Origin of the sequence: Mucilaginibacter lappiensis (assembly GCF_050433765.1) — a bacterium.
Taxonomy (GTDB): Bacteria; Bacteroidota; Bacteroidia; order Sphingobacteriales; family Sphingobacteriaceae; genus Mucilaginibacter; species Mucilaginibacter lappiensis_A.
This window is the reverse complement of record NZ_JBNPWP010000003.1, coordinates 509,614-530,756: the sequence shown is the minus strand read 5'-3', so window position 1 is coordinate 530,756 and position 21,143 is coordinate 509,614. Positions and strand designations below refer to the sequence as shown.

The 21,143-nt window shown below is 42.5% G+C and carries 10 protein-coding genes; 2 read left to right on the top strand and 8 right to left on the bottom strand.

Going from position 1 to position 21,143, the window contains the following annotated elements:
* Positions 1-92: 92 nt before the first annotated feature.
* Entirely contained in the window at positions 93-1,703 is a 1,611-nt protein-coding gene (locus M2273_RS12290; RefSeq protein ID WP_429397154.1) for a beta-N-acetylhexosaminidase, read from the top strand.
* A 5-nt stretch (positions 1,704-1,708) separates the two neighbouring features.
* Here the strand turns inward: M2273_RS12290 and M2273_RS12285 are convergent, their stop codons facing one another.
* The 7 genes from M2273_RS12285 to M2273_RS12255 all read right to left on the bottom strand — a co-directional run bounded on the left by M2273_RS12285 (position 1,709) and on the right by M2273_RS12255 (position 19,195).
* Positions 1,709-2,704: a nucleoside hydrolase gene (locus tag M2273_RS12285; RefSeq protein WP_429397152.1), complete on the bottom strand. Its 996-nt coding sequence runs from the start codon at positions 2,702-2,704 to the stop codon at positions 1,709-1,711.
* Positions 2,705-2,835: 131 nt separating this feature from the next.
* Positions 2,836-8,178 (bottom strand): PKD-like domain-containing protein, encoded by a 5,343-nt coding sequence (locus M2273_RS12280; protein WP_429397150.1) that lies wholly within the window; start codon positions 8,176-8,178, stop codon positions 2,836-2,838.
* A 346-nt stretch (positions 8,179-8,524) separates the two neighbouring features.
* Entirely contained in the window at positions 8,525-10,327 is a 1,803-nt protein-coding gene (locus M2273_RS12275; RefSeq protein WP_429397148.1) for a glycoside hydrolase family 35 protein, read from the bottom strand.
* A gap of 50 nt (positions 10,328-10,377) precedes the next feature.
* Positions 10,378-12,495 carry an alpha-L-fucosidase gene (locus M2273_RS12270; RefSeq protein ID WP_429397146.1) on the bottom strand — a complete coding sequence of 706 codons (2,118 nt, stop codon included), beginning with the start codon at positions 12,493-12,495 and terminating at the stop codon, positions 10,378-10,380.
* A 135-nt stretch (positions 12,496-12,630) separates the two neighbouring features.
* Positions 12,631-14,382, bottom strand: coding sequence for a RagB/SusD family nutrient uptake outer membrane protein (locus tag M2273_RS12265; RefSeq protein ID WP_429397144.1), 1,752 nt, complete (start codon positions 14,380-14,382; stop codon positions 12,631-12,633).
* A 49-nt stretch (positions 14,383-14,431) separates the two neighbouring features.
* Entirely contained in the window at positions 14,432-17,821 is a 3,390-nt protein-coding gene (locus tag M2273_RS12260) for a TonB-dependent receptor (RefSeq protein ID WP_429397142.1), read from the bottom strand.
* A gap of 378 nt (positions 17,822-18,199) precedes the next feature.
* Positions 18,200-19,195: a FecR family protein gene (locus M2273_RS12255; protein WP_429397140.1), complete on the bottom strand. Its 996-nt coding sequence runs from the start codon at positions 19,193-19,195 to the stop codon at positions 18,200-18,202.
* Positions 19,196-19,483: 288 nt separating this feature from the next.
* On the opposite strand from M2273_RS12255, the gene M2273_RS12250 reads away from it, so the two are divergent.
* Positions 19,484-20,071 (top strand): RNA polymerase sigma factor, encoded by a 588-nt coding sequence (locus M2273_RS12250; RefSeq protein ID WP_429397138.1) that lies wholly within the window; start codon positions 19,484-19,486, stop codon positions 20,069-20,071.
* A 13-nt stretch (positions 20,072-20,084) separates the two neighbouring features.
* Here M2273_RS12250 and M2273_RS12245 read toward each other — a convergent pair whose 3' ends face one another.
* Positions 20,085-21,059, bottom strand: a complete 975-nt coding sequence (locus tag M2273_RS12245; protein ID WP_429397136.1) for a sugar phosphate isomerase/epimerase family protein — start codon at positions 21,057-21,059, stop codon at positions 20,085-20,087.
* Between the last annotated feature and the right edge of the window lie 84 nt (positions 21,060-21,143).

The window sequence follows — 21,143 nt, the reverse complement described above, 5'->3', positions numbered from 1 at the left end:
ATCTTACCCCTGCAAGTGTGGATGAGCAACAGAATTTATTGCCCCTATAACTCGATGAAAAACTATATTTTTAGCGCGCTATCTTCCACAACATGAAAAAACCAATTTTCTTTATTCTATACTTATTGCTGTCATTGAATGTAAACGCGCAGACCCCTGCCCTGATCCCGCAACCTGTTGAGCTCAAAATGACGGACGCTAAAAATGCATCTCTTTTAGACAGCAATACCATCGTATTTATCTCTGATAGCGGGTTGCTGAATGCTGCTAACTTTTTGAATAATTACCTGCAGCAATACTATGGTTTCAGGCTAAAGGTTACTCAGCACAAAAATGAATTAAAAGATAAGACCATCTGGTTACTTGCTGATCCGGTTGCCTATAGTTCTTTAAAAGGATACCAGTTGATGACACAAGGTAAATCACTCACTATACATGCCGCCACGGCCGAAAATATATTTTATGGCATTCAAACACTGATACAGTTACTGCCGGTAGAAAAAGGAAGCAAACACCTGCAAATACCTGCTGTAGCAATTACAGATTATCCACACTTTGCTTACCGGGGCATGCACCTGGATGTAAGCCGTCATTTTTTTGATGTAGCCTTTATCAAAAAATATATTGACTACCTGGCCATGCATAAAATGAATTATTTTCACTGGCACCTTACAGACGATCATGGCTGGCGCATCGAGATCAAAAAACATCCTGAACTCACGAGGATCGGAGCATGGCGTAACGGAACCATCATTGGTTTATACCCTGGCACTGGTAATGATGGCAAACGGTATGGTGGCTATTATACCCAGGATGAGATCAGGGATGTTGTTCGTTATGCTGCTGAACGTTATGTAACTATCATTCCTGAAATAGAAATGCCGGGCCATAGCATGGGTGTTTTGGCCGCTCATCCTGAATTAAGCACAACACCCAATGTGCCTATTCAAGTGGCTCAAACCTGGGGCATTTTTAACAAATTCAACAATGTGCTGCTCCCCTCTGAGGCTACATTTAGTTTACTAAATGATGTATTGACCGAAGTGATGGACCTTTTCCCCTCGCCTTATATACATGTTGGTGGTGATGAATGCTCTAAGATTTGGTGGGGTCAATCAGAATTTTGCCGTAACCTGATCAAGGAGAAAGGGCTTAAGGATATGAACGGCTTGCAAAGTTACTTTATGCACCGTATTGAAAAATTTGTGAACAGTAAAGGCAAAACCATCATAGGCTGGGATGAGATACTTGATGGCGGAATAACGCCTATTGCTATTGTAATGAGCTGGCGTGGTGAAACAGGTGGCATACAGGCAACCAAACAACACCACAAGGTGATCATGACCCCTGAAAAATATATGTACTTTAATCATGCCCAGTTTGAAAAGGAAGATTCGCTTACCGCGAATAAATATGTGCCTTTACAGGATGTATATCATTATGATCCAATTTCAGCACAATTAAATTCACAGGAAGCACAATATATATGGGGGGCACAAGGTAATCTCTGGAGCGAATATATTGCCAATCCTGCTAAGGCAGAGTATATGCTTTTTCCACGTTTGGATGCCCTCAGTGAAATTCTTTGGACACCTAAAGCCAAACAGAACTACCATGACTTCAGGGAGCGTTTAAAAACACAATTTAAACGTTACGACCTGATGAATATTAACTACAGCAAGCGTTACCTGCAACCTTATTAAAGTTTTCAATCACGTTTTACAGGCTGATGCATCATTAAATTGTTGATCAGTGTTTGTATTTCTTTTATCGGGCGCGCAAATGTTAAATAATATTGGTTGCCGGCAGTGTCCCAGCTATTACTGCCATCAGTGTTGACACTTATCTTTCCGGGGTTTAATTTAAAATAAGGAGCCGCGCCGTTTACGCCAACCAAAACTGCGGTTTCATCCCAACTCATCCGGCCATCGGCATCTTCTTTTGCCTGTGGTATGGATATCGAAAACACATCCTTTACCGGACTGTTTACAATACTTTTATTGTGAGCTAACAAAAGGCCGGATTTTATTTTCGACCCGATCTCGTTCCCGCTGAATATCACCGGCCTGGTAAAGTGGCTGAACACATATTTGGAGGCTGCTGCTCGTTCATAAACATTAAACTCCTTGCCCTGCGGGAATTGCCCAGCCATTGAAACCATTTTAAGTACCTTTTTTTCTACAAGTGCCTGACCCGATAATGGGGAATACTCATCGGCTGGTGACTGTAACAGACTGGCGATATTGCTAAAAAAACCTACCGTGATAATGGTAACACTCCTATCGGGCTGTTTGGCCAAAATTTTACGGTAAAGTTTTACAGCGTCCATGGCGTCGGCATTTGATCTTATTTTATGCGGATATTTTGCCACCAGGGTATCTGACCATTTTTGAAAATCGGCCTGATCAGATGCGTCATCACGCGGGATACCGATTGGGATGTCAGGTTTTTTAAAGTAAGTATTTAAAACATTTAAAACAGCAGCAACCCGTGGGTATCGTGTACTGGCCATGGTGGCCAAAATTTTAGCCTCCCCTCTATCTGCAAAGTAATGTAGCATAGCGATGGCTCCAACATCATCATAATCGGGCCCCATATCAGTATCAAATATAACCGGCACATATTTGCTTTTTTTACCAGATTGAGCATTAGCGTTAAAGACACATAGCAATGTTACAACTATCAGCGTCAGCTTCTTTATCATATTAACTAAATGTAATAAGTATAAATTTAGATTCTTGAGTTTGTTTACAGCCCGACAATAAATATAAAGAATAGCCTGTAAACGGGCCCAATGTACCTAAACATTTCGCATTAGTGTGAGTTTAATATGCGCTACCTCATAACTACCACATATCCTGATAAAACCTGGCCATTAATATTCGTATTGATCTTGTAATAATAGGTACCTGGCGGCACAGGCTGGCCATTATAAGTTCCTTCCCAGGGCTTTGAATAACCCACAGAGTGGAACAACTGCTGGCCGTAACGGTTGAATATATCTACTGTAGCATTCTCATAAGCAATAAGCCCGCGGATATTCCAAAAATCATTGGCCCCATCGCCATTCGGTGTAAATGTGTTTGGAACTACAAGTTCAGGCGATACTTTTATAAAGGTTTGGTCTGTAGTTACACACCCTCTTGAATCGGTTATCTGCAAGGTATAGGTACGGTCAACATCGCCGGTTAATACCGGGTTTTTTATGGTAGTGTTGCTTAGGCCAATACTGGGTGTCCATAAATATTGCACATTTTCATCACTAACCGTTGGGGTTAGGGTAATTGTCCTGTCGCGCAGAACGTATCTTGTACCGCCCGCGTTTAAAGTTGGTGGTGGCGTAAATTTAATGGTCATTGTATCTGCCTGGAGGTAACAATCATCAGTAGTTGCCGATGTTAGCGTTAATTTAACCGTACCGCTTTGTATATCCGCCGCGCTTGGCAAATACAACGCATCAGGCTGTGTTGCAGAACTGAAATTTCCTGTACCCGATGTAGTCCATAAAACACTGCCTGGTGTAAAAACTTTACCCGTTAATTTAACACTGACATCCTGGGCACAAACATCCTGATCGGGACCGGCGTCAGTTGCAGGCAATTGCTGAAATGTTATGGTCATGTCAGATGTTGAAATGGCACAGTCATCTTTACTTGTGGAGGTTAACGTTAGGGTAACAGATCCTGCGGCTTTATCCTGGGCTGAAGGGAGGTATTGCGCATCCAACTTATCACTTGACGGGGAGAACGTTCCTGTTCCGGATGTAATTGTCCAAATACCTGTGGTAGTACCGCCGGTTACACTGCCGGCAAGAGGTATTGCCGTGGTTTTTATACATTGTTTTTGATCGGGACCAGCATCAGCCTTAGGCAATTCGTTTACCTTAACGTCAACAGAACCAGCAGGACTGGCGCAGTCATTTATTATAATGGTTAAATTATACGTTCCGGAATTAGCAGCGGTAGCATTGGTAATATCAGGGTTTTGGGATGCTGATGTATAACCATTTGGCCCTGTCCACATATAACTTGCCTTTGGAACAGTTGGGGTACGAAGCTGTATGGTATTACCCACACAAACAGGTGTATTGGCATGTGCTACAGGTTGTGCAGGTTGTGGGTTTACCGTAACCGTATAAGTAAATGGTGAGCCGGTACAGCCGAAAGCTATAGGCGTTATGATATAGACAACCTTAACTGGCGTAGTACCTGTATTTATTAAACTCTCGTCAATAATGCTTTTTGTTTGGTTGCTTACCGCCGGGTTACTGATATTGGTTACCGCATCACGTTGCCAGTTAAATGTAGCCGATGGTGAGGGTATATTTGACGTTATAGTATAGTTTTGAGGAATTCCACTACAGGCATTACCGGTGTTCTCACTGGTGATATCTACTTCGGGCTTTACCGTCATCACCAAATTAAAAGGCTCTCCCAGGCAATTGCTCGTTTTATAATTAAACACATAGGTAACATCAATTGGGGCAATAGTGGTATTATACAAAACTTCCTTTATTATTGGTGCAGCCTGTCCGGATACCGGGGCATTACTGATACCAGCTACTGCCGCCCTGTTCCATGTGGCATTTGCTGTGCCGGGATTAAATTTAATTTCGTAGTTACCCGTAGTTCCGTTGCAGATGGCGGCGGTTGTATCGCTGGTTACCAGGGGTAAGGGGTTAACCGTAACCTGGTAAGTAAAAACCGGGCCGGAGCAACCATTAGCCAAAGGCGTGATCATATATTTCACATTTACCGGCGTAGTGCCCATATTCATTAAAGTTTCTGTGATGGTTCCGCTGGTTTGGCCCGTTACAGCCGGGTTACTGATACCGGGCACCGCTGCCCTGCTCCAGGAAAAAGTAGGGGCAGCTGCATCAGCAGTAATGGTGTAATTAAGCGCTGTACCACTACAAACAATATCAGTTGCAGCACTTGTTACATGGGGTGCCGGAGTTACCACTACATCAACCTGTTTGCGCGTGCTTGTACATCCATTAACAGTAGTTTGTACGTAGTAAGTACGGTTGGCAGTTAAAATAGGTGTTGTATAAACAGCTTGGTTTGATACAAGAGTGCCGCCAACCGGTGCATCATACCAACTATAGGTGCCTGTTGAGCCGCTTGCCGTAAGTGTAGCTGTACCACCAGAGCAGGCTGGTGACATGGTAACCGACGGAGCTGCCGGTGTTGCTGTAACGCCTACCGTTACCGGTGTACGGCTGCTGGTTAAATTTCCCTGGGTTACCTGCACATAATAAGTGATATTCGCAGTTACAGGCGGTGTTTTAAATATAGGACCGGTGTAAAGAGTTGTGCCGCCGCTGGCTACATCAAACCATGTGTAGGTGCCGCCCGGTGCTGTAGCTATTAATGTAGCGGTACTGCCCATACAAACCAACGTGTCTGCCACGGTTGGTGGCGGTGGTGCGGGTTTAAATGTGATTTTAACGGTGGCAAATGCAGGTCCGCAGTTGCCTGTTGGATTATTAGATTTTAAAGTTAGTACAGCCTCAGTTTCGCCATTATTTGGTGTATAAATCGCATTAAGGTCTGTGGGGTTGGAAAACCTCCCGCTGCCGCCTGACCACGTTCCAAATGAAGTTCCGCCGCTGACGCTACCGGCTAATTGAACTGGTGTACCAGCCGGCACAGTTTGATTTGGCCCCGCGCTTATAATAACATTCTGATAAATGATTACCTGGCCGGTTGCCTTACTTGAGGGGCAACCCGCAACCGCGATAATGTTATTGGTTATGGTATATGTCCCGGCTGTACTTGCACTTAAATCGATCTGGCCGGTTGAGGGGTTTTTAAAAACCAGGCCCGTAGATGAGGCACTGAAAACACCGGCGCTTGCTCCGGTACCAAAAACCGGCAAAGGATCATTATCATTTTTACAGAATGGCCCGTTGTATGAAAACCGCGCATCAGGTGTGGATGTAATGGTTATGCTGGCGCTGCTGCTACCCGGGCAATTGCCGCCATATGTAAATACCACAGTGTATTTTCCTGGTGTACTTGCTCCAATGTTGATCTCGCCGGTAGTATTACTTACAAATACAAGGCCACCAGGCTGTGCACTGAAAGTCCCTCCCGATGGATTATGTATTGCAGGTGAAGGATTTGCCCCTGCTGTGCAAAATGTACCCGAGGCATACTGGAACTGGGGATTGGGCACAGATATGATTGATACAGTTACCGCTGTACGTGGACTTACACATGACCCATTTGTATTTTGGACATAATAAGTTGTGGCCGTAACCAATGCCGGAGTTGAAAATGTACTGCCGGATCCCAGTAGCGTACCATCAGTGGCAGCATCGTACCACTCGAAAGTCCCTCCCGCAGCGCTGGCAGTTAAATTTGCAGATGTACCCGGGCAAACAGAGGTTCCATTGGCTGTAGGAGCCGATGGTAACGGCTTTACCGTTACTGTTACCGGTGTTCGGGAGCTCGTACAATTGTTAGCTGTGCTTTGTACATAGTAGGTTTGGGTTGTGGTTAATTCAGGTGTAACGTAAACTGGTCCGGTAACCAGCAAATTACCGCCTGTAGCTGCGTCATACCACTCATAACCATCTGGCGATCCTGACGCGGTAAGTGTAGCGGAGTTGCCCAAACATACGTCGGTTGCCGGAACGGTTGGTGCTGGTACAAGAGCCAGAACAGTTACATTCACTACTGTTCTGGCACTTGCGCAGCCAGACTCAATAGTTTGAACATAATAGGTAGCATTGGCTGTTAAAGCTGGTGTAGTATAGGTGGCATCGGATGATAATAAAGTACCTCCGGTTGCTGCAGTGTACCATTGAAAAGTTCCGCCACCCGCAGATGTTGCCGTTAAAGTGGCTACAGATCCCGGGCATATTATAGGCTCCGATACCTGCGGAGGTGATGGAAGCGGATTTACTGTTACATTAATTGCCGTACGGTTACTGCTGCAGCCCGCATTCATATGCTGAACATAATAGGTGGTTGAACTGGTAAGAACGGGTGTTTGATAAGTAACGCCGCTTGCCAGCAAGTTACCGCCTGTTGCCTGATCATACCAGGCATAAGTTCCGGTGGGCGCCGGGTCGGCAGTTAAAACAACGCTGTTTCCATTACAGACACCAACTGTTTGAGTTGGGGGAGGCTGCGGCGGGGCAGTTACTGTAATGGTTACCGGGGTACGAGTACTTTGGCAATCGTTTATTGTTGTTTGTACATAATAAGTTGTTGTGGCAGTAAGCACAGGCGTTGTATAATCGGGGCTCGAGATTAATGAGGTACCGCCCGTTGGAACATCAAACCAATCAAATACACCATCCGCGGCATCAGCATGTAAAGTTACTACAGATCCTGTACAAACAGTGGGGCTATTGGCAGTAGGTGCCTGGGGCGGGGCGGTTACTCTTGCTGTTACCGGTGTGGCAGCACTGGTACATCCATTTATAATAGCAACCACATAATAGGTTTTAGAGCTGAACAGCACCGGGGTTGTAAATATGGGCCCTGTAGCAACCTGGTTGCTTCCTGATGCATCATCATACCATGTATAACTATCACCTCCACTGGCCGACAAGGTAGCTACGCCTCCGGCACATAAAGTAGCTCCTGTTGTACTGGGCCTCCCGGTAACAAAAACAGTAACATCAGATCGCAGGCTGGTACAACCCGATACGGTTGTTTGTACATAAAATGTAGTAGTTCCTGTAATTGGAGGGGTTGTATAAGTATTACCGCTTGCCAAAAAATTACCGCCATCCGGTGCATCATACCATTGATAGTTGCCCCCAGGTGCGGATGCAACGAGTGTTGCAGGGGTATTGGGGCAAACCGTTTGGTTAGATACTGAAGGAGCATTGGGTGTAGCAATCGATGTTATTTTTATATTTTGCACAACCGGCTGGCAGCCTACTGTTTTATCGCTTACATGCACTGTGTAAGTGCCCGCTTTGTTCACGCTTATTGATGGCGTGTTTTCACCAGTATTCCAAATATAAGTATAGGGCCCCGTACCCCCAGATATATTTGCAGTTAAGACCACACTGGTACCCGAGCATATAGACGGACCTGATGATGATACACTTACTTTTAGCGTACAAACCTGGCTATATCCTGTAAATGAAAGTAGTAAAAATAAAAATAATAGTACCTGTTTATGCATCACTTTGTTAAGACTCTGTATGCTCAATTATTTTTAATGATCAGAAAATACTTTCCATATCCTTGTTTGTTGAGCAAAGCTTTTTGTAGAACTAAATGATAAGGATATTTAAACTATTGCCTTAAACGAAGTTCGCATATTAAAGTTTACGGAAAACTGCAATTTTATCGAAAAAATGAACAAAAAAAATAAAAATATGTAAGTATGCGTATAAGTAATTGCACACTATTCGTCAACAAAAAAGCCTTAACCGGTAAACGATTAAGGCTTTGTGCAGGAATATCCCTAATCTGCAGGGGTTTATTATCCTACAAAATTGATTCGCCTAAACAGGATAACCAGGCACCCTGATTTTTTATTTTAAATACTGAATTTATTCTAATGTTTTAACCCCTTTAATGCTGGTTGCTGTTTGTTGGTGCAGGTCAAACACGATCACTTCATTTTTACCAGTATGTAACCAGTTTGCCGGGCAATACAAATGAAATTGTGGACCAACATTCCAGAACCGGCCAAGATTATGCCCGTTTACCCATATCACTCCTTTTTTATAATTGCTCAGATCAAGGTATGTATCGGCAACTGTTTTTAACTCAAATCCACCTTTAAAAAATACACCATCGTTAAAGCCTTCAGGGTATTTGGGTTTTAATGTGGCAATAAATTTGTCATCCATCGGGAGTTTAAATATTTCCCAGTTGGTCAGGGTCATCCCCTCCAGCGTAACACGGTCTGTAATACCTTTCCTGTCAATCATGTACTGGGCAAAGTTTATATGACCCATATTCTCCACTAAAATATCCAGAACAGGGTCTTTTACATCTGTTTTAGGTAGTTTGATGCTCCACTTACCCCCATCACGATATACGGTATCTATAAGTTTACCATTTAATAGCACCAGGGCATAGTCATGCGGCTCAGTAATGGTTAGTGTACCACTTTTATGACCAATAAGTTTGGTACGATACAAAATAAAGCCGCTATACTGCCCTAAACTTTCCATTGGTTTTGGTTGCGGCGATTTTATAGCCTGCGGTAACTCCTTCCATACACTGGTAAAAGGCTGCATGTCAAATGCCGGTATTTCTATTGTTGGGATTGATTTGGGCACTTCGGGTATTTTGTATTTTACATATTTGGCAATCAGATCGCGCAAGGCAAAATACTTGGGTGTTGGTGCTCCCTGCTCATTTACCGGTGCGTCATAATCATAGCTGGTAACATCGGGCTGAAACTGTGTTGGGGTAAAGGCATTGGCACCCGCGTTAAAGCCAAAATTGGTACCGCCATGTATCACATATAAGTTAAATGATCTTTTATGCTCAAGCAAATAGGTTACCTGTTTTAAAATATCGGCCTTGTCGGGCTTTTGCCACTTTTCTTTCCAATGGGTTAACCAGCCGGGATAAGTTTCACTGCTAAAAGCGGGCACGTTAGGATTTTGCTTGTTGGCCTGTTCAAAATCGGCATCACTGATACCGCTGTCCAGGCCTATTGCAGCCCCATCAACACTACCTGCCTCCAACATAAAGGCAGTAGGTCCATCAGCAGTATAAAAAGGGACGTTAATGCCATTGTTAACCCATAGGTTTTTCAAGGTTTTTATATAATCACGGTCGTTTGAATAACTACCATATTCGTTCTCTACCTGAACCATGATGATCGGTCCGCCATTGGTACATAACAACGGTTTAACCTGTTTGGATACAGCAGTTACATACCGGGTAACTGCTGACATATATCTTGGGTCCATACATCTTACCTTAATATCCGGAATTTTTAATAAGTAAGGCGGCAAACCACCAAAATCCCATTCGGCGCACACATATGGGCCCGGACGCAGTAATACCCACATACCCTCCTGCTTACAAATGTTTATAAACTCGGCAATGTTCCTGTTTTCTGTAGTAAAATCAAATACACCAGGCTGCTGCTCCAAATAGTTCCAGAAAACATAAGCCGCTATAGTATTGCATCCCATAGCTTTTGCCATTTGAACACGCTGGCGCCAGTAGATCTTAGGGATCCTGGCCGGATGCATTTCGCCGCTGATGATCTGGAGTGGTTTGCCATCAAGCAAAAAATCACTTTTACTTAGGGAAAATACATGCTTTTGCTGAGCATTTAAAATACCGAAGGAAAATATCATTAAAAGCAAAAGAAAGGGTTTCTTCATGACTAATTAAAAATTGTATTTATTTGAAATCTGTTGTAGTGTTCATTTTATTAAAGTATCCCAAGCTCTGCAATTGCAAAACCGTTACCCTTAATTACATGCCGGGCTATAAATTTAAAATAACGGGCATTGACGGGTGCATTAAGCTTTACTATTTGTTCAATTGGGTTTGAGGCGATGTTTGAAAACTCGCCCCCGGCCACTTGTGTCCAATGCTGCCCGTCACTACTTATCTGGTAAATATAGCTATCAACAATGCCTTCTGTCCTTTTATCCTGTCTTGGCAAATAAGTAAATGCCTTTATGGTTTGTGGCTTACCTAAATCAACACTTATTTCCTGTGGTTTAAATGCAGCCGAGTCACTTTTTATACTGCTGTTATATAGGGTACGAGGATCGTCATCAATGGCATTTTCCATCCTTTTTTGATTACTATTTTCAGGTTGACCGGGTAACACCATCCAACCAGCTTTGCTTACACCAAAAATCTGTGTTTTAATTTCACTGTGTTCTTTTCCTTCAAAACTTATCGCTTTAACACTACCACCATTGTTATAAGCAAAAGGATGCTGGTAAACCGGCGAATTTAAACCGGGCTCTGTACCATCAATTGTGTAATGGATACTGCTAACAGGAGCTTCTGTTTGGATACTAACTGCTCCTTTTTTGTCGCGTAAAATATTGGGCGATGATAAATGTGCAGGTTCTTTAAACAATCCAAAATCGCTCAAAGCAATGCATACCGGTGAGCCTGTAATACGAAGCCTTAGTTTTGTAGCAGTGATATTTTGTGGCAGGCGTATCAGCCGGTTGGCACCTATACTGGTTACAGTGGCTACCTCATTCCAGGTATTATTTTGCCAAACATCAACAGCTGCACCCTCAATACGCTGGCCCAATTTTATGTTTTCGCGCAGGCGGATCACATTAAATGTTTTGGCTTTATGCAGATCAATAATCAATTTGGGCTTAGTTACTGCATCATTAGTAGCCCAATAAGTATAGCGGTTATTATCAACCAGGTATGCCGTGCCAAACTTAGCAGCATTCCCCCCTCTTACATTACTTGGTTTAAAAGTTGCACCGGCAGCCAGGTTTACAGCAAATGTTTGCCTGATGATAGTGCCGAAATCCTTTAGTTTTTGCACATCTTCGGCTGTTAGCTGGCCATCCTTATCGGGCGATAGACCCAGGTCAAGGCAGGCTCCACGACCTACACTTTTGTAATACAGATCAAGCAAGGTATAGGCCGATTTGGTTTGGCCGTCCTGAGTCGCGTGGTAAAACCATCCGGGTCTTGATGGTACATCACACTCGGCAGGGATCCAGTATTTACCATCACGGGTGCCTTCCGTACTTTCTTCATATTTAACATTACCGTTGGCGGGTCTTTTGCCATCTGTTGAATGCGGCGTAAATGTTTCCCAGTAAGTTTCGCCGGCATGTCCTTCTTCGTTCCCTACCCAGCGCACATCAGGTCCGGCGTCACCAAATATGGCTGCTCCGGGCTGCATTCTGCGGGTAATGGCCCAGGTAGTATCCCAGCCGTAATAAGCAGAACGGTCAATTTTCCTTACTTCGCGTGTACCTCCATAATACCCATCACCTCCATTGGCTCCGTCATGCCATGACATAAATAAGGGGCCATAATTTGCATACAGCTCCTCCAATTGTTTACGGTAAACATCAGTTACATAGGCCGGTTTGCCATAAAGGGGGTTATTCCTGTCCCAGGGCGAGCAGTATATCCCCATTTTCATACCTAATTGTTTACAGGCTTGCTGATATTCCTTAACTACATCACCCTTACCGTTTTTCCATGGGCTTTGGCTTATGTTATGCTCCGTTGTTTTGGTTGGCCAAAGGCAAAAACCGTCGTGGTGTTTGGCTACTACAACGATACCTTTAAATCCACCGGCTTTAGCTGCTGCTACTATTTGCAGGGCGCTAAAATGCGCCGGATTAAACAACTTTGGATCTTCTTCTCCATATCCCCACTCCTTATCAGTATAAGTGGCCATGCTGAAATGGACGATGCTGTACATTTCCGTTTCCTGCCATTTTAGCTGTAACGGGGATGGGAGCGCTCCATAAGGTTTGGGAGCAGACTGTGCCAAAGCGGCTATTACATTTATAAATAATAAGGCGACGCCTATCAGTTTTTTCATTTTTCAGATCGGTTTCTGCGAAAATTTGTTCCTTTTGGATCGTTGTAAAATAACACAGTCCTGTTTGATACGTCCTCGGGCCAATCAAACAGGACTGCAATTACGCACAGGGAATTATCTCTCCCTGCTTACCGGTTACCAGCCCGGATTTTGTTTTATGTTAGGATTTAATGAGATCTCCTGTGTTGGAATTGGTAATAAATACATTTTATCGTTCCAGGTACGGGTGGTAATACTTGGATACAGGCGGATATAATTATTGGCATCAACAATTATATTACTAACCTGCTGCGCAGGATACTGAGCACGCAAAGCCGGTGTAAGTTTCATTCCTAAAATAGTTGCAGGATTGTTGATCAACGTACCGGCGTGCCATCTTTTGATATCATCAAAACGGAAACCTTCTGAACCCAGCTCTACACGACGCTCTCTGCGGATCTCATCGATAAGTACAGGTAATGTAGGAAAATCAGATTTTGGATCTTTAACCAGAGTAGCAATGATCATGTGTGGCATACCTACCCTATCGCGCAGTTTATTGATGGTATTATCAATCACTTGTTGTGTAGCCAAACCTAATTCTGCCTTTGCTTCAGCCTCAATAAGCAAGGTTTCGGCATATCTGAAAATAAAGAAATCATAGGTAGATGCATTTGCGTTCCATGCGGCCAGGCTGTTTGAACGGCCTTTTATGGGCTGATAACCTGTAGAAGTAACCGTGGTACCTATCCTGGGCAAGGTAATTAAATCGCCGGCTAAAAAATCAAAGCCGCGGGTTGCAATCTGTTGTTTATAGCGTGGATCGCGGTTTGTGGCTTCATTATCAGGGGTATCATCACCTTTATACAACGGGCTCAGTGCGGTAGGTAAACCATCAGAGCATAAAATAGAATTTACAAAATCCTTGCTGTAACCATCGCCGGCTTCGCCCAATGACCTGTCAATACCATTCATTAAAATGCTCGACAGATACCGCATAGGCAAAATGGCTTCAGAATTACCTTTTAACTCGTCCTGGATAAACAAGTTATAGTAATCAGATTGCGGGTTTCCAGTGCTATAAATTTTAAATTGACCAGAGTTTATGATCTGCTCGGCAGCATCAGTCGCAGCCTGCAAATAAGTGGTTTCGTCACCCACGCCAAAATATTTCCTGTAGGTACCTTCCCATAAACAGATACGCGCCTTTAAGGCAAGTGCGGTATATTTACCCAGACGCCCTTCGGCGGGTGTTACCGGTAAATTAGCCACAGCAAAGTTAAGATCCTTTAATACAGAATCCATTACCTGCTTGTGTGGCATCCGTGGCCCGTATAAAACAGATTTTGATGTATCAACAATATACCGGTTCACATAAGGCACATCGCCAAATGCTTTAACTTTTTTCCAGAAATCATTAGCCCTGAAAAATAACGTTTCGCCTACATAGATGTTTTTAGTGGCGTCAGGAATATCGGCTTTTGTGTAATTAGCCAGGAAAAAATTACAAGCTCTGATGAGCGCGAAGTCCCAGTCAGTGCCTGATTGATTAATATTTACCGTGTTGCTATTGATTACTGTACCAGGCGTATTTGAATTAAAATCTAAAGTAGTACTACCCGAATAATTATGAGTTGCCGCGCTGGGAATGGTATAAGTACCCGCCAAAAGCGTATTCACAGTGGCATTAGCCTTATCATCAGAATTATCATCAGCCTTTAAAAAGTTTTGTATAGTTAATGCCGAGTAATACTGGTTACAGTACAGTTGCAGGTCGGTTTCATTTTTAAAGTAAGTACCAGGAGTGATATCACTTAAAGGCGAGCGATTGAGGAAACTTTCCCTTTTACAGGAGGTAATAACGCTCAATGCGGCACAAGCTATATATAGGATATATTTATTTTTCATTGTTGTAATTTTTAACATCGGTTAAACCCATTTAATTGATATACTTTGATTAAAATGTGGCCTGCAATCCAAATGATAATGATTTGTTAAGCGGATAGGTGCCAAAAGACGCAGCCGTTTCAGGATCATAGCTTTTATTGAGCGATGTAATGGTGAACAGGTTTGCGCCCGTCACATATACCCTTAATTTTTGCAGCTTGATGTTTTTTGTAAGTGCCGGTGGCAGGGTATATCCTAATGTTAACTGCTTAACGCGGGCATAACCTGCATTCAAAATATATTTGTCCTGACTTTGCTCATTACCGCCACCACTAAACCTAATGCGTGGGTAGTAAGCATTGGTATTTGTTGGTGTCCAGTAATTGGTAGTCATTTGCGAAGGGATGCTATACTCGTCATCTCTGAAAGCGTAGAATACATACTCGTTAGGGTAAAAATCCTGTTTTAAAACACCCTGGATAAAGGTGGCAAAATCAAAGTTTTTGTATGACAGGTTCAGGTTAAAACCGAACTTGTAATGCGGTGTGGTATTACCGATCAGCTTTTTATCGCCCATGTTAGAGAGGGTATTATCACCGTAGTTTATCTTACCATCACCATTCAGATCTTTATATTTGATATCACCTGCAAGCCATTTGTAACCGGCAAGGGCTGTGTTATCAACCGCTGAAGCCTCGGCATCTGTTTTATAAAAACCTTCGTTAACATAGCCGTATATATTGCCCAGGTCCTGGCCTTGTATGAAATCGTTAATGCTGTTGGTTGGATTACCGGTATATTTGGTTACACGAGTGTTTGAAGTGTTTGATAAGCCCAGGGTTACACTGTAGTTCAGTTCATTTATTTTGTCTCTCCAGTTAAGGCTGAACTCCCATCCGTGCGATTTTACGTTGGCCGAGTTGCTTGGCGGCACCGGCGCACCCAGTGTTGACGGCAATTGCTGGCCGGGTACCAGGATATCCTTAATATTGGTGATAAAATAATCAAAGGATCCATTCAGCTTGTCGTTAAACAGGGAGTAATCCAAACCAAAGTTTTTGGTTTGTACCTTTTCCCAGGTAAATGATGAGCTTACCAAGCCAGGCGAAGCCACCATAATACCTTGCTGACCGTTTAACAGGTAATTTACTAAACCTGTTTGCTGCACAGCAATGTAAGGATACTGATATGCTGATGAAGCTACAGAGCTGGCAAGCATATTTAGCATTTGACCGGTTGAACCTACGCCCGGTACTAACTGGTTAGGCAACTGACCATATGATGCCCTCAATTTTAACTGATTAAGTGTGCCCTTAAGACTTTCCATAAATTTTTCTTCAGACACATTCCACCCTACTGATGCAGATGGAGAAAAGGAGTAACGGCTATTAGGTTGAAAGCGTGAAGTACCGTCATAACGGGCATTAATTTCAACCAGGTATTTATTGTCATAAATATAGTTGAGGCGAGAGAAGGTACCCACCAGGGCATATTCAGTCTCTACGCTTCCAACTTGGGGCTTGGGGTCATTGTTGATGCCCGATGCAGGCAAGTTAGGATCAATGAGGTTTTTAACCAGCGTACTGCCTAATATATAATGCTGATATTCCTGATTATAACCCACCAGAGCTTTTAAATAATGCTTGCCAAATGTGTTTTCGTAAGTGGCAAAAGCGTTTAAAGCGTTATAGTTATTATTGGTTTTGTTTTCAATAACCTGCGAAGGGTTTGTCCATGGATATATATCTAAAAACGCTCCGTTCACACCATACTCATTAAAAGGTATCAGGCTGGCCTTGCGATTGTCATTCAATGCGTTCCAGGTGTAGTCAACATTTACAGATACATGATCAACCGGTCTGATAATAACGCGACCTGTTGTCCAGAAATCATTTTGCGAATCGATATCCCTGCCCGAAAGCGCGTTTACAGCCAATGGGTTTGTATAATTTCCCTGACCGGCAAAATTACCATCCGGATTATAAACAGGCATTACCGGTGGTATGTTTGAATACAACCATGCACCACCCTGGTTTATACGGGTTGCGGCTGGCTGGTTATTGTCAGTATGGGTCATGCTCATGTTTAAGCCTACGGTAAGCCATTTAGCCACATCCGAATTAACTTTTAAAGTTGGCGTGTAACGCTGATATACCTGATTTGCTGATTTTTCCAGACCATCCTGCCTAAAATAACCTAAACTGGTTAAAAAGGTGGTTTTACCTTCACCACCAGATACTGAAATATTATGCTGCTGTTGCGGCGCCCAGCCCGGATACAATACTTTTGTCCAGTCGGTATTACCCACATAACGATATTTTTTGGGATTGGCCGGATCTGGGTAACCGGTAGGGTTATTTGCCGGATCGTTAAAATAAGCGGTTGCCATGGTTGAATCCTGCTCAGAAAAAGGGGTGGTTGTATAGCCTCCACTTTTTAAACCTGTTCTGTTGGCTTCATTAAACATTTTAATGTACTCCAGGGAATTTACCTGCTGTACTAAACGCGTAGGTTTTGAAATGGTGTAAGAACCCGAATAATTAACCCGTGTTGCTCCAATTTTACCGGTTTTGGTAGTAATTAAAATTACACCGTTAGCTGCCCTGCCACCATAAATCGCAGCCGATGCCGCGTCTTTTAGTACGGTTACACTGGCAACATCATTAGGATCAATCAAATTTGGATCACGGGCTACACCATCAACCAATACCAATGGTGTTGTACTTACCGCTTGTGATGATAAATTTAACGTGGTACCACCCCGTACATTAAATGTAGCTGCGGTTCCAGGCTGACCACCGCCAAGGCTCACGTTTAAGTTAGGAATAAGTCCTTGCAATGCATCACCGAGATTTACAACGGGGCGGTTCTCTATTTTGTCACTGTTTACAGTGGCAATTGACCCTGTAAGGTTTATTTTTTTCTGCGTACCATAACCCACTACTACAACTTCGTTTAAGCCCTTTGATGAAGCCTCTAACGCAATATTAATTACAGCTTGTTTATTAACGGGTATTTCGGCAGTTGTATAACCTATATAAGAGACCACCAATACACCATTGTCGGGTGCAACTATGGAATAGGCACCGTTAACATCCGTTGCAACCCCATTAGGGCCACCTTTAACACGTATGGAAACCCCTATCAGGGCTTCACCTGTTGCCTTATCGGTAACTTTTCCATTTATGGTGATATCCTGGGCCGGTGTTATCACTTCATTTTTACTTTCGCTCTGTGGCATTGCTACAGGCTTAGGTACTAAAAGAATGTAGTTATTCCGCTGCTTATACATCAGGTCAGTTTGGCCCAATAAAAGCTTCAATGTTTCCTCTACCGTGCGGTTGCCAGCGGGCAGGGTAACATCGCTATATGCTTTAAGCTGATCGTTTTTATAAGCGAACCTAAAGTCGGTTTGTTTTTCTATTTGCTTTATAGCATACTTAAGGCTTTGATTTTTCACGCCCATAATTATGCTTATGTCCCTAATGGTTTGGCCATTTGTTACACGCGCTAACAGCATGTTACAACAAATAAGTAAAACTGTTAAGGTAATTGAAGTATACCTCATAATGCGAAGAAGTATTGTTAATGGTATGGCGCTCTTTTTTGGAACAGAAAAAAATTTAAGTAGTAAAAATTTCATAATTTTACTTTGATTTAAGCGGTTTTGGAAACTGGTTTAAACTCGACCGGTAACAGATCTCATACTTCTGTTACCTTACTAAAAGCCGTTGCGGTTGGCGCCGCAGCGGTTTCTTTTTTTATGATTTGCTATCGTGATGATAGCTTTGGTTGTGTTATTTTTTCTTCATATTTTTAAGTTTTTAGGTTAATATTTTTATTGAATTGTAATTTTTTTACCTTCCCTGTCATATTTAAAACCGGAAAGTTCACTCAACACATTCATCACCTGATCAATATTTTCGTGCTTTAAGAATGACGCGGTAAAACGATGAGTTTTAGCCTCAGCACCGGCAAAGTTTATCTGAACATCATACCAACGTTCAATTATCCTGGCAGCCTCGTCAAGTTTCATGTTATCAAATATCAAATCGCCGTTCATCCACCGTAATTTTGAAGCGTCAACCTTATATGTTTTCGCGTTACCATTCATTTGGTTATAACTTAAACACAGGTTGGGTGTTAACACACTTAATAATTTATTTGACAATCCAACACTTACCTTACCACGGGCTACTGTAACACTCATTTCATTGGAGCCATATGCTTTTACATTGAAAGCAGTGCCCAACACCTGGGTAAACACTTTGCCCGTATGAATAATGAATGGTTTTTTTGCATCATGGGCCACATCAAAATAAGCCTCGCCTTCCAGGTATAACTCTCTCTTGTTTCCTGTAAAACTGGAAGGGAACCGTAGTTTACTACCCGAGTTTACCCAAACCTGGGTACCATCGGGTAAGCTTATCTGTATCTTTTTGCCATTGGGCACTACCCGTTCCTGATAAACAACAGCCTGCTGTTGTGGAGTGGTGTTAATATGATAAGCGATATAAAAGCCAATGCTCAAAAAAACTAATAACCCTGCTGCAACCGATAGCCATTTTTTTAACCCAAAAACACGTTCCTCAGGTAACACAGTGCTTAAAGCAAATCTTGGGTCAGCAGTGATCTTTTTATATAAAAGCTTACTTTGTATATCATCAAAGGAATCACCTTCATTTAACCTATCCCACTCTTCCTCCATAAATTCATATAATTCATGATCGGATGCTGATCTGGAGATGTAGCTCATCAGCTCCTCAAAATCATTCCTGATTATATTATTTGCAGTATATTTTTTTAAAAGAAAACTTATACGTTCCTTATTCACAGTCTTAGCTTTAATTTATTTGGTCGCGGATATAGTGGTAATACACATTTGATTTAGTTTAGGACTATAGCTTGTTAAAATATTTTAAAAAGAGATTCTTTTTTTAAAATAACCACGTTCACCAATCAATAAAAATCTCAGAATATACTTTGTATTACAATTAGTTAGCTTGTTTTTACGTTAACCTGTAAGAATAACATTTTATCATAATGTTATATTGTTATTATCAAATCTTTTTTAGATTTGGTAAATTTAAAGTACTTAGCCCCTTACATATTAGTGAAGTTGTTGGAAAACCAAGGTGATGAATATGCTGCCCGTCTGAAAAATGATGACCAGGCCGCTTTTTATCAGGTATACAACATTTACAGCAAACGACTTTATAATTTTGCCTTTCGTTTTCTTAAAAACAAGGAATTGAGCGAAGAGGTTGTACAGGAATCATTTTTAAACCTTTGGCTTAACCGGGCAAAACTAAATGAGGCTTATCCAATAGGGCCCTATCTGTTCAGCATTGGGCGGCGCGTAACCCTAAACTCGTTACGGCAATTCACAACCTCAAAAGCCGGATTAGAAAAACTATGGGAGTCGGTTACGTATTTACATAACGATACGGAAGAAACCGTACTGTTTAACAACTTGCAGGATTTTGCAGAAACCGCATTTAAAAACCTACCCAAACAACAACAACTGGTTTTTAGGCTTAGCCGGGAAGAAGGGTTAACATACGATGAAATTGCTGATCGATTACAGATTTCAAGAAACACGGTAAAAAATCATCTGATTGCAGCCCTTAAAAATCTAAGGGCGCAATTTTCACGGTCTGATATTGTTTATTTCCTTTTAATGGCACTTACTTTCCATTTTAAAAAGTGAGTAAACAGCTTTCTTAACTCAAAGCATCAGCAGCAAACTGCCTGCATATTTTCACTTCTTTTACAGCATTTGAGCCCTCGGGTATCTTGTACTCCAGCTCAATAGTAGCCGGGAATTTATAGCGGTTCTTTTTTATGAGCTGCAGCACCTCTTTTATTGGGGTATCGCCCTGTCCCCAGGGTTGGTTGGGGCCGTCGTTAAATTTACGGTCCTTAATGTGCATACTGGTTATACGGTCATGGTATTTTTCAATAAACGGAACAGGGCTACTGCTGGTACCGGCCACATAATGGCCAATATCTAAATTTATCCCATTATATTTCGATTGACTTAAGGCGGCATCCCAAAGCGTTGGTGTAGCCTGTGTATGGGCATGGTAGCCCACCATCATTTTGTGTTTGGTGGCAATATCACCAAGTCGTTTAGTCTGGGCCTCGTCTGGTAGCTCAACGGTAACATGGCCAACGCCAAGTGCCTTTCCGGCATTAAAGACATAGTCAATCTCGGCATCGCTATTGCGTGCTCCAAGTGCATTGGGTTTCCAGGCGTAAATAGTTACACCAGCATCATTATACATTTTACGCAGTTCCTTAAACTTATCCATCGGGACATTGGAACGCCACTCAGCTATTTTTTTATTAAAATCTTCTGAAGCAGTTTTTTCTTCGGGTGTTTGTGGCCTTCCGTATCCACCTCCACCTTGCCTTTTAGGTGCACCGGCATATATCTCAGCAGCATCGCCCATTAGTTCAATAGCGTTTATATTGCAATCAATGCAGTATTTCAACAGATCTTCAACTGTACCGGGCATACTGCGGAAGGAGTAGGTGATCACCCCTATCTGCACACCATTAATGACCGAATTGGGTTTGCCTGTTCTATTTAAAACAGAAGTGGCAAAAGATGTTTTTGACAATAACAAAAAGCTGGTTGCGGCAAGCGCACTGCTGCCAATAAACTGGCGTCTTGATAAATTGTGCTTTTTCATGGTTTATGTTCCCGGGTTTGGTAATATATTGGTTATACCAAAGTTATCAATTTATTGAAACCGGCAAATTTTGTATTGAAACTG

Excerpts from the sequence above, each read along its gene's own strand:
- M2273_RS12290 (WP_429397154.1), top strand. The coding sequence starts at position 93 with ATGAAAAAACCAATTTTCTTTATTCTATACTTATTGCTGTCATTGAAT.
- M2273_RS12270 (WP_429397146.1), bottom strand. The coding sequence starts at position 12,495 with ATGAAAAAACTGATAGGCGTCGCCTTATTATTTATAAATGTAATAGCC.
- M2273_RS12245 (WP_429397136.1), bottom strand. The coding sequence starts at position 21,059 with ATGAAAAAGCACAATTTATCAAGACGCCAGTTTATTGGCAGCAGTGCG.
- M2273_RS12275 (WP_429397148.1), bottom strand. The coding sequence starts at position 10,327 with ATGAAGAAACCCTTTCTTTTGCTTTTAATGATATTTTCCTTCGGTATT.
- M2273_RS12285 (WP_429397152.1), bottom strand. The coding sequence starts at position 2,704 with ATGATAAAGAAGCTGACGCTGATAGTTGTAACATTGCTATGTGTCTTT.
- M2273_RS12265 (WP_429397144.1), bottom strand. The coding sequence starts at position 14,382 with ATGAAAAATAAATATATCCTATATATAGCTTGTGCCGCATTGAGCGTT.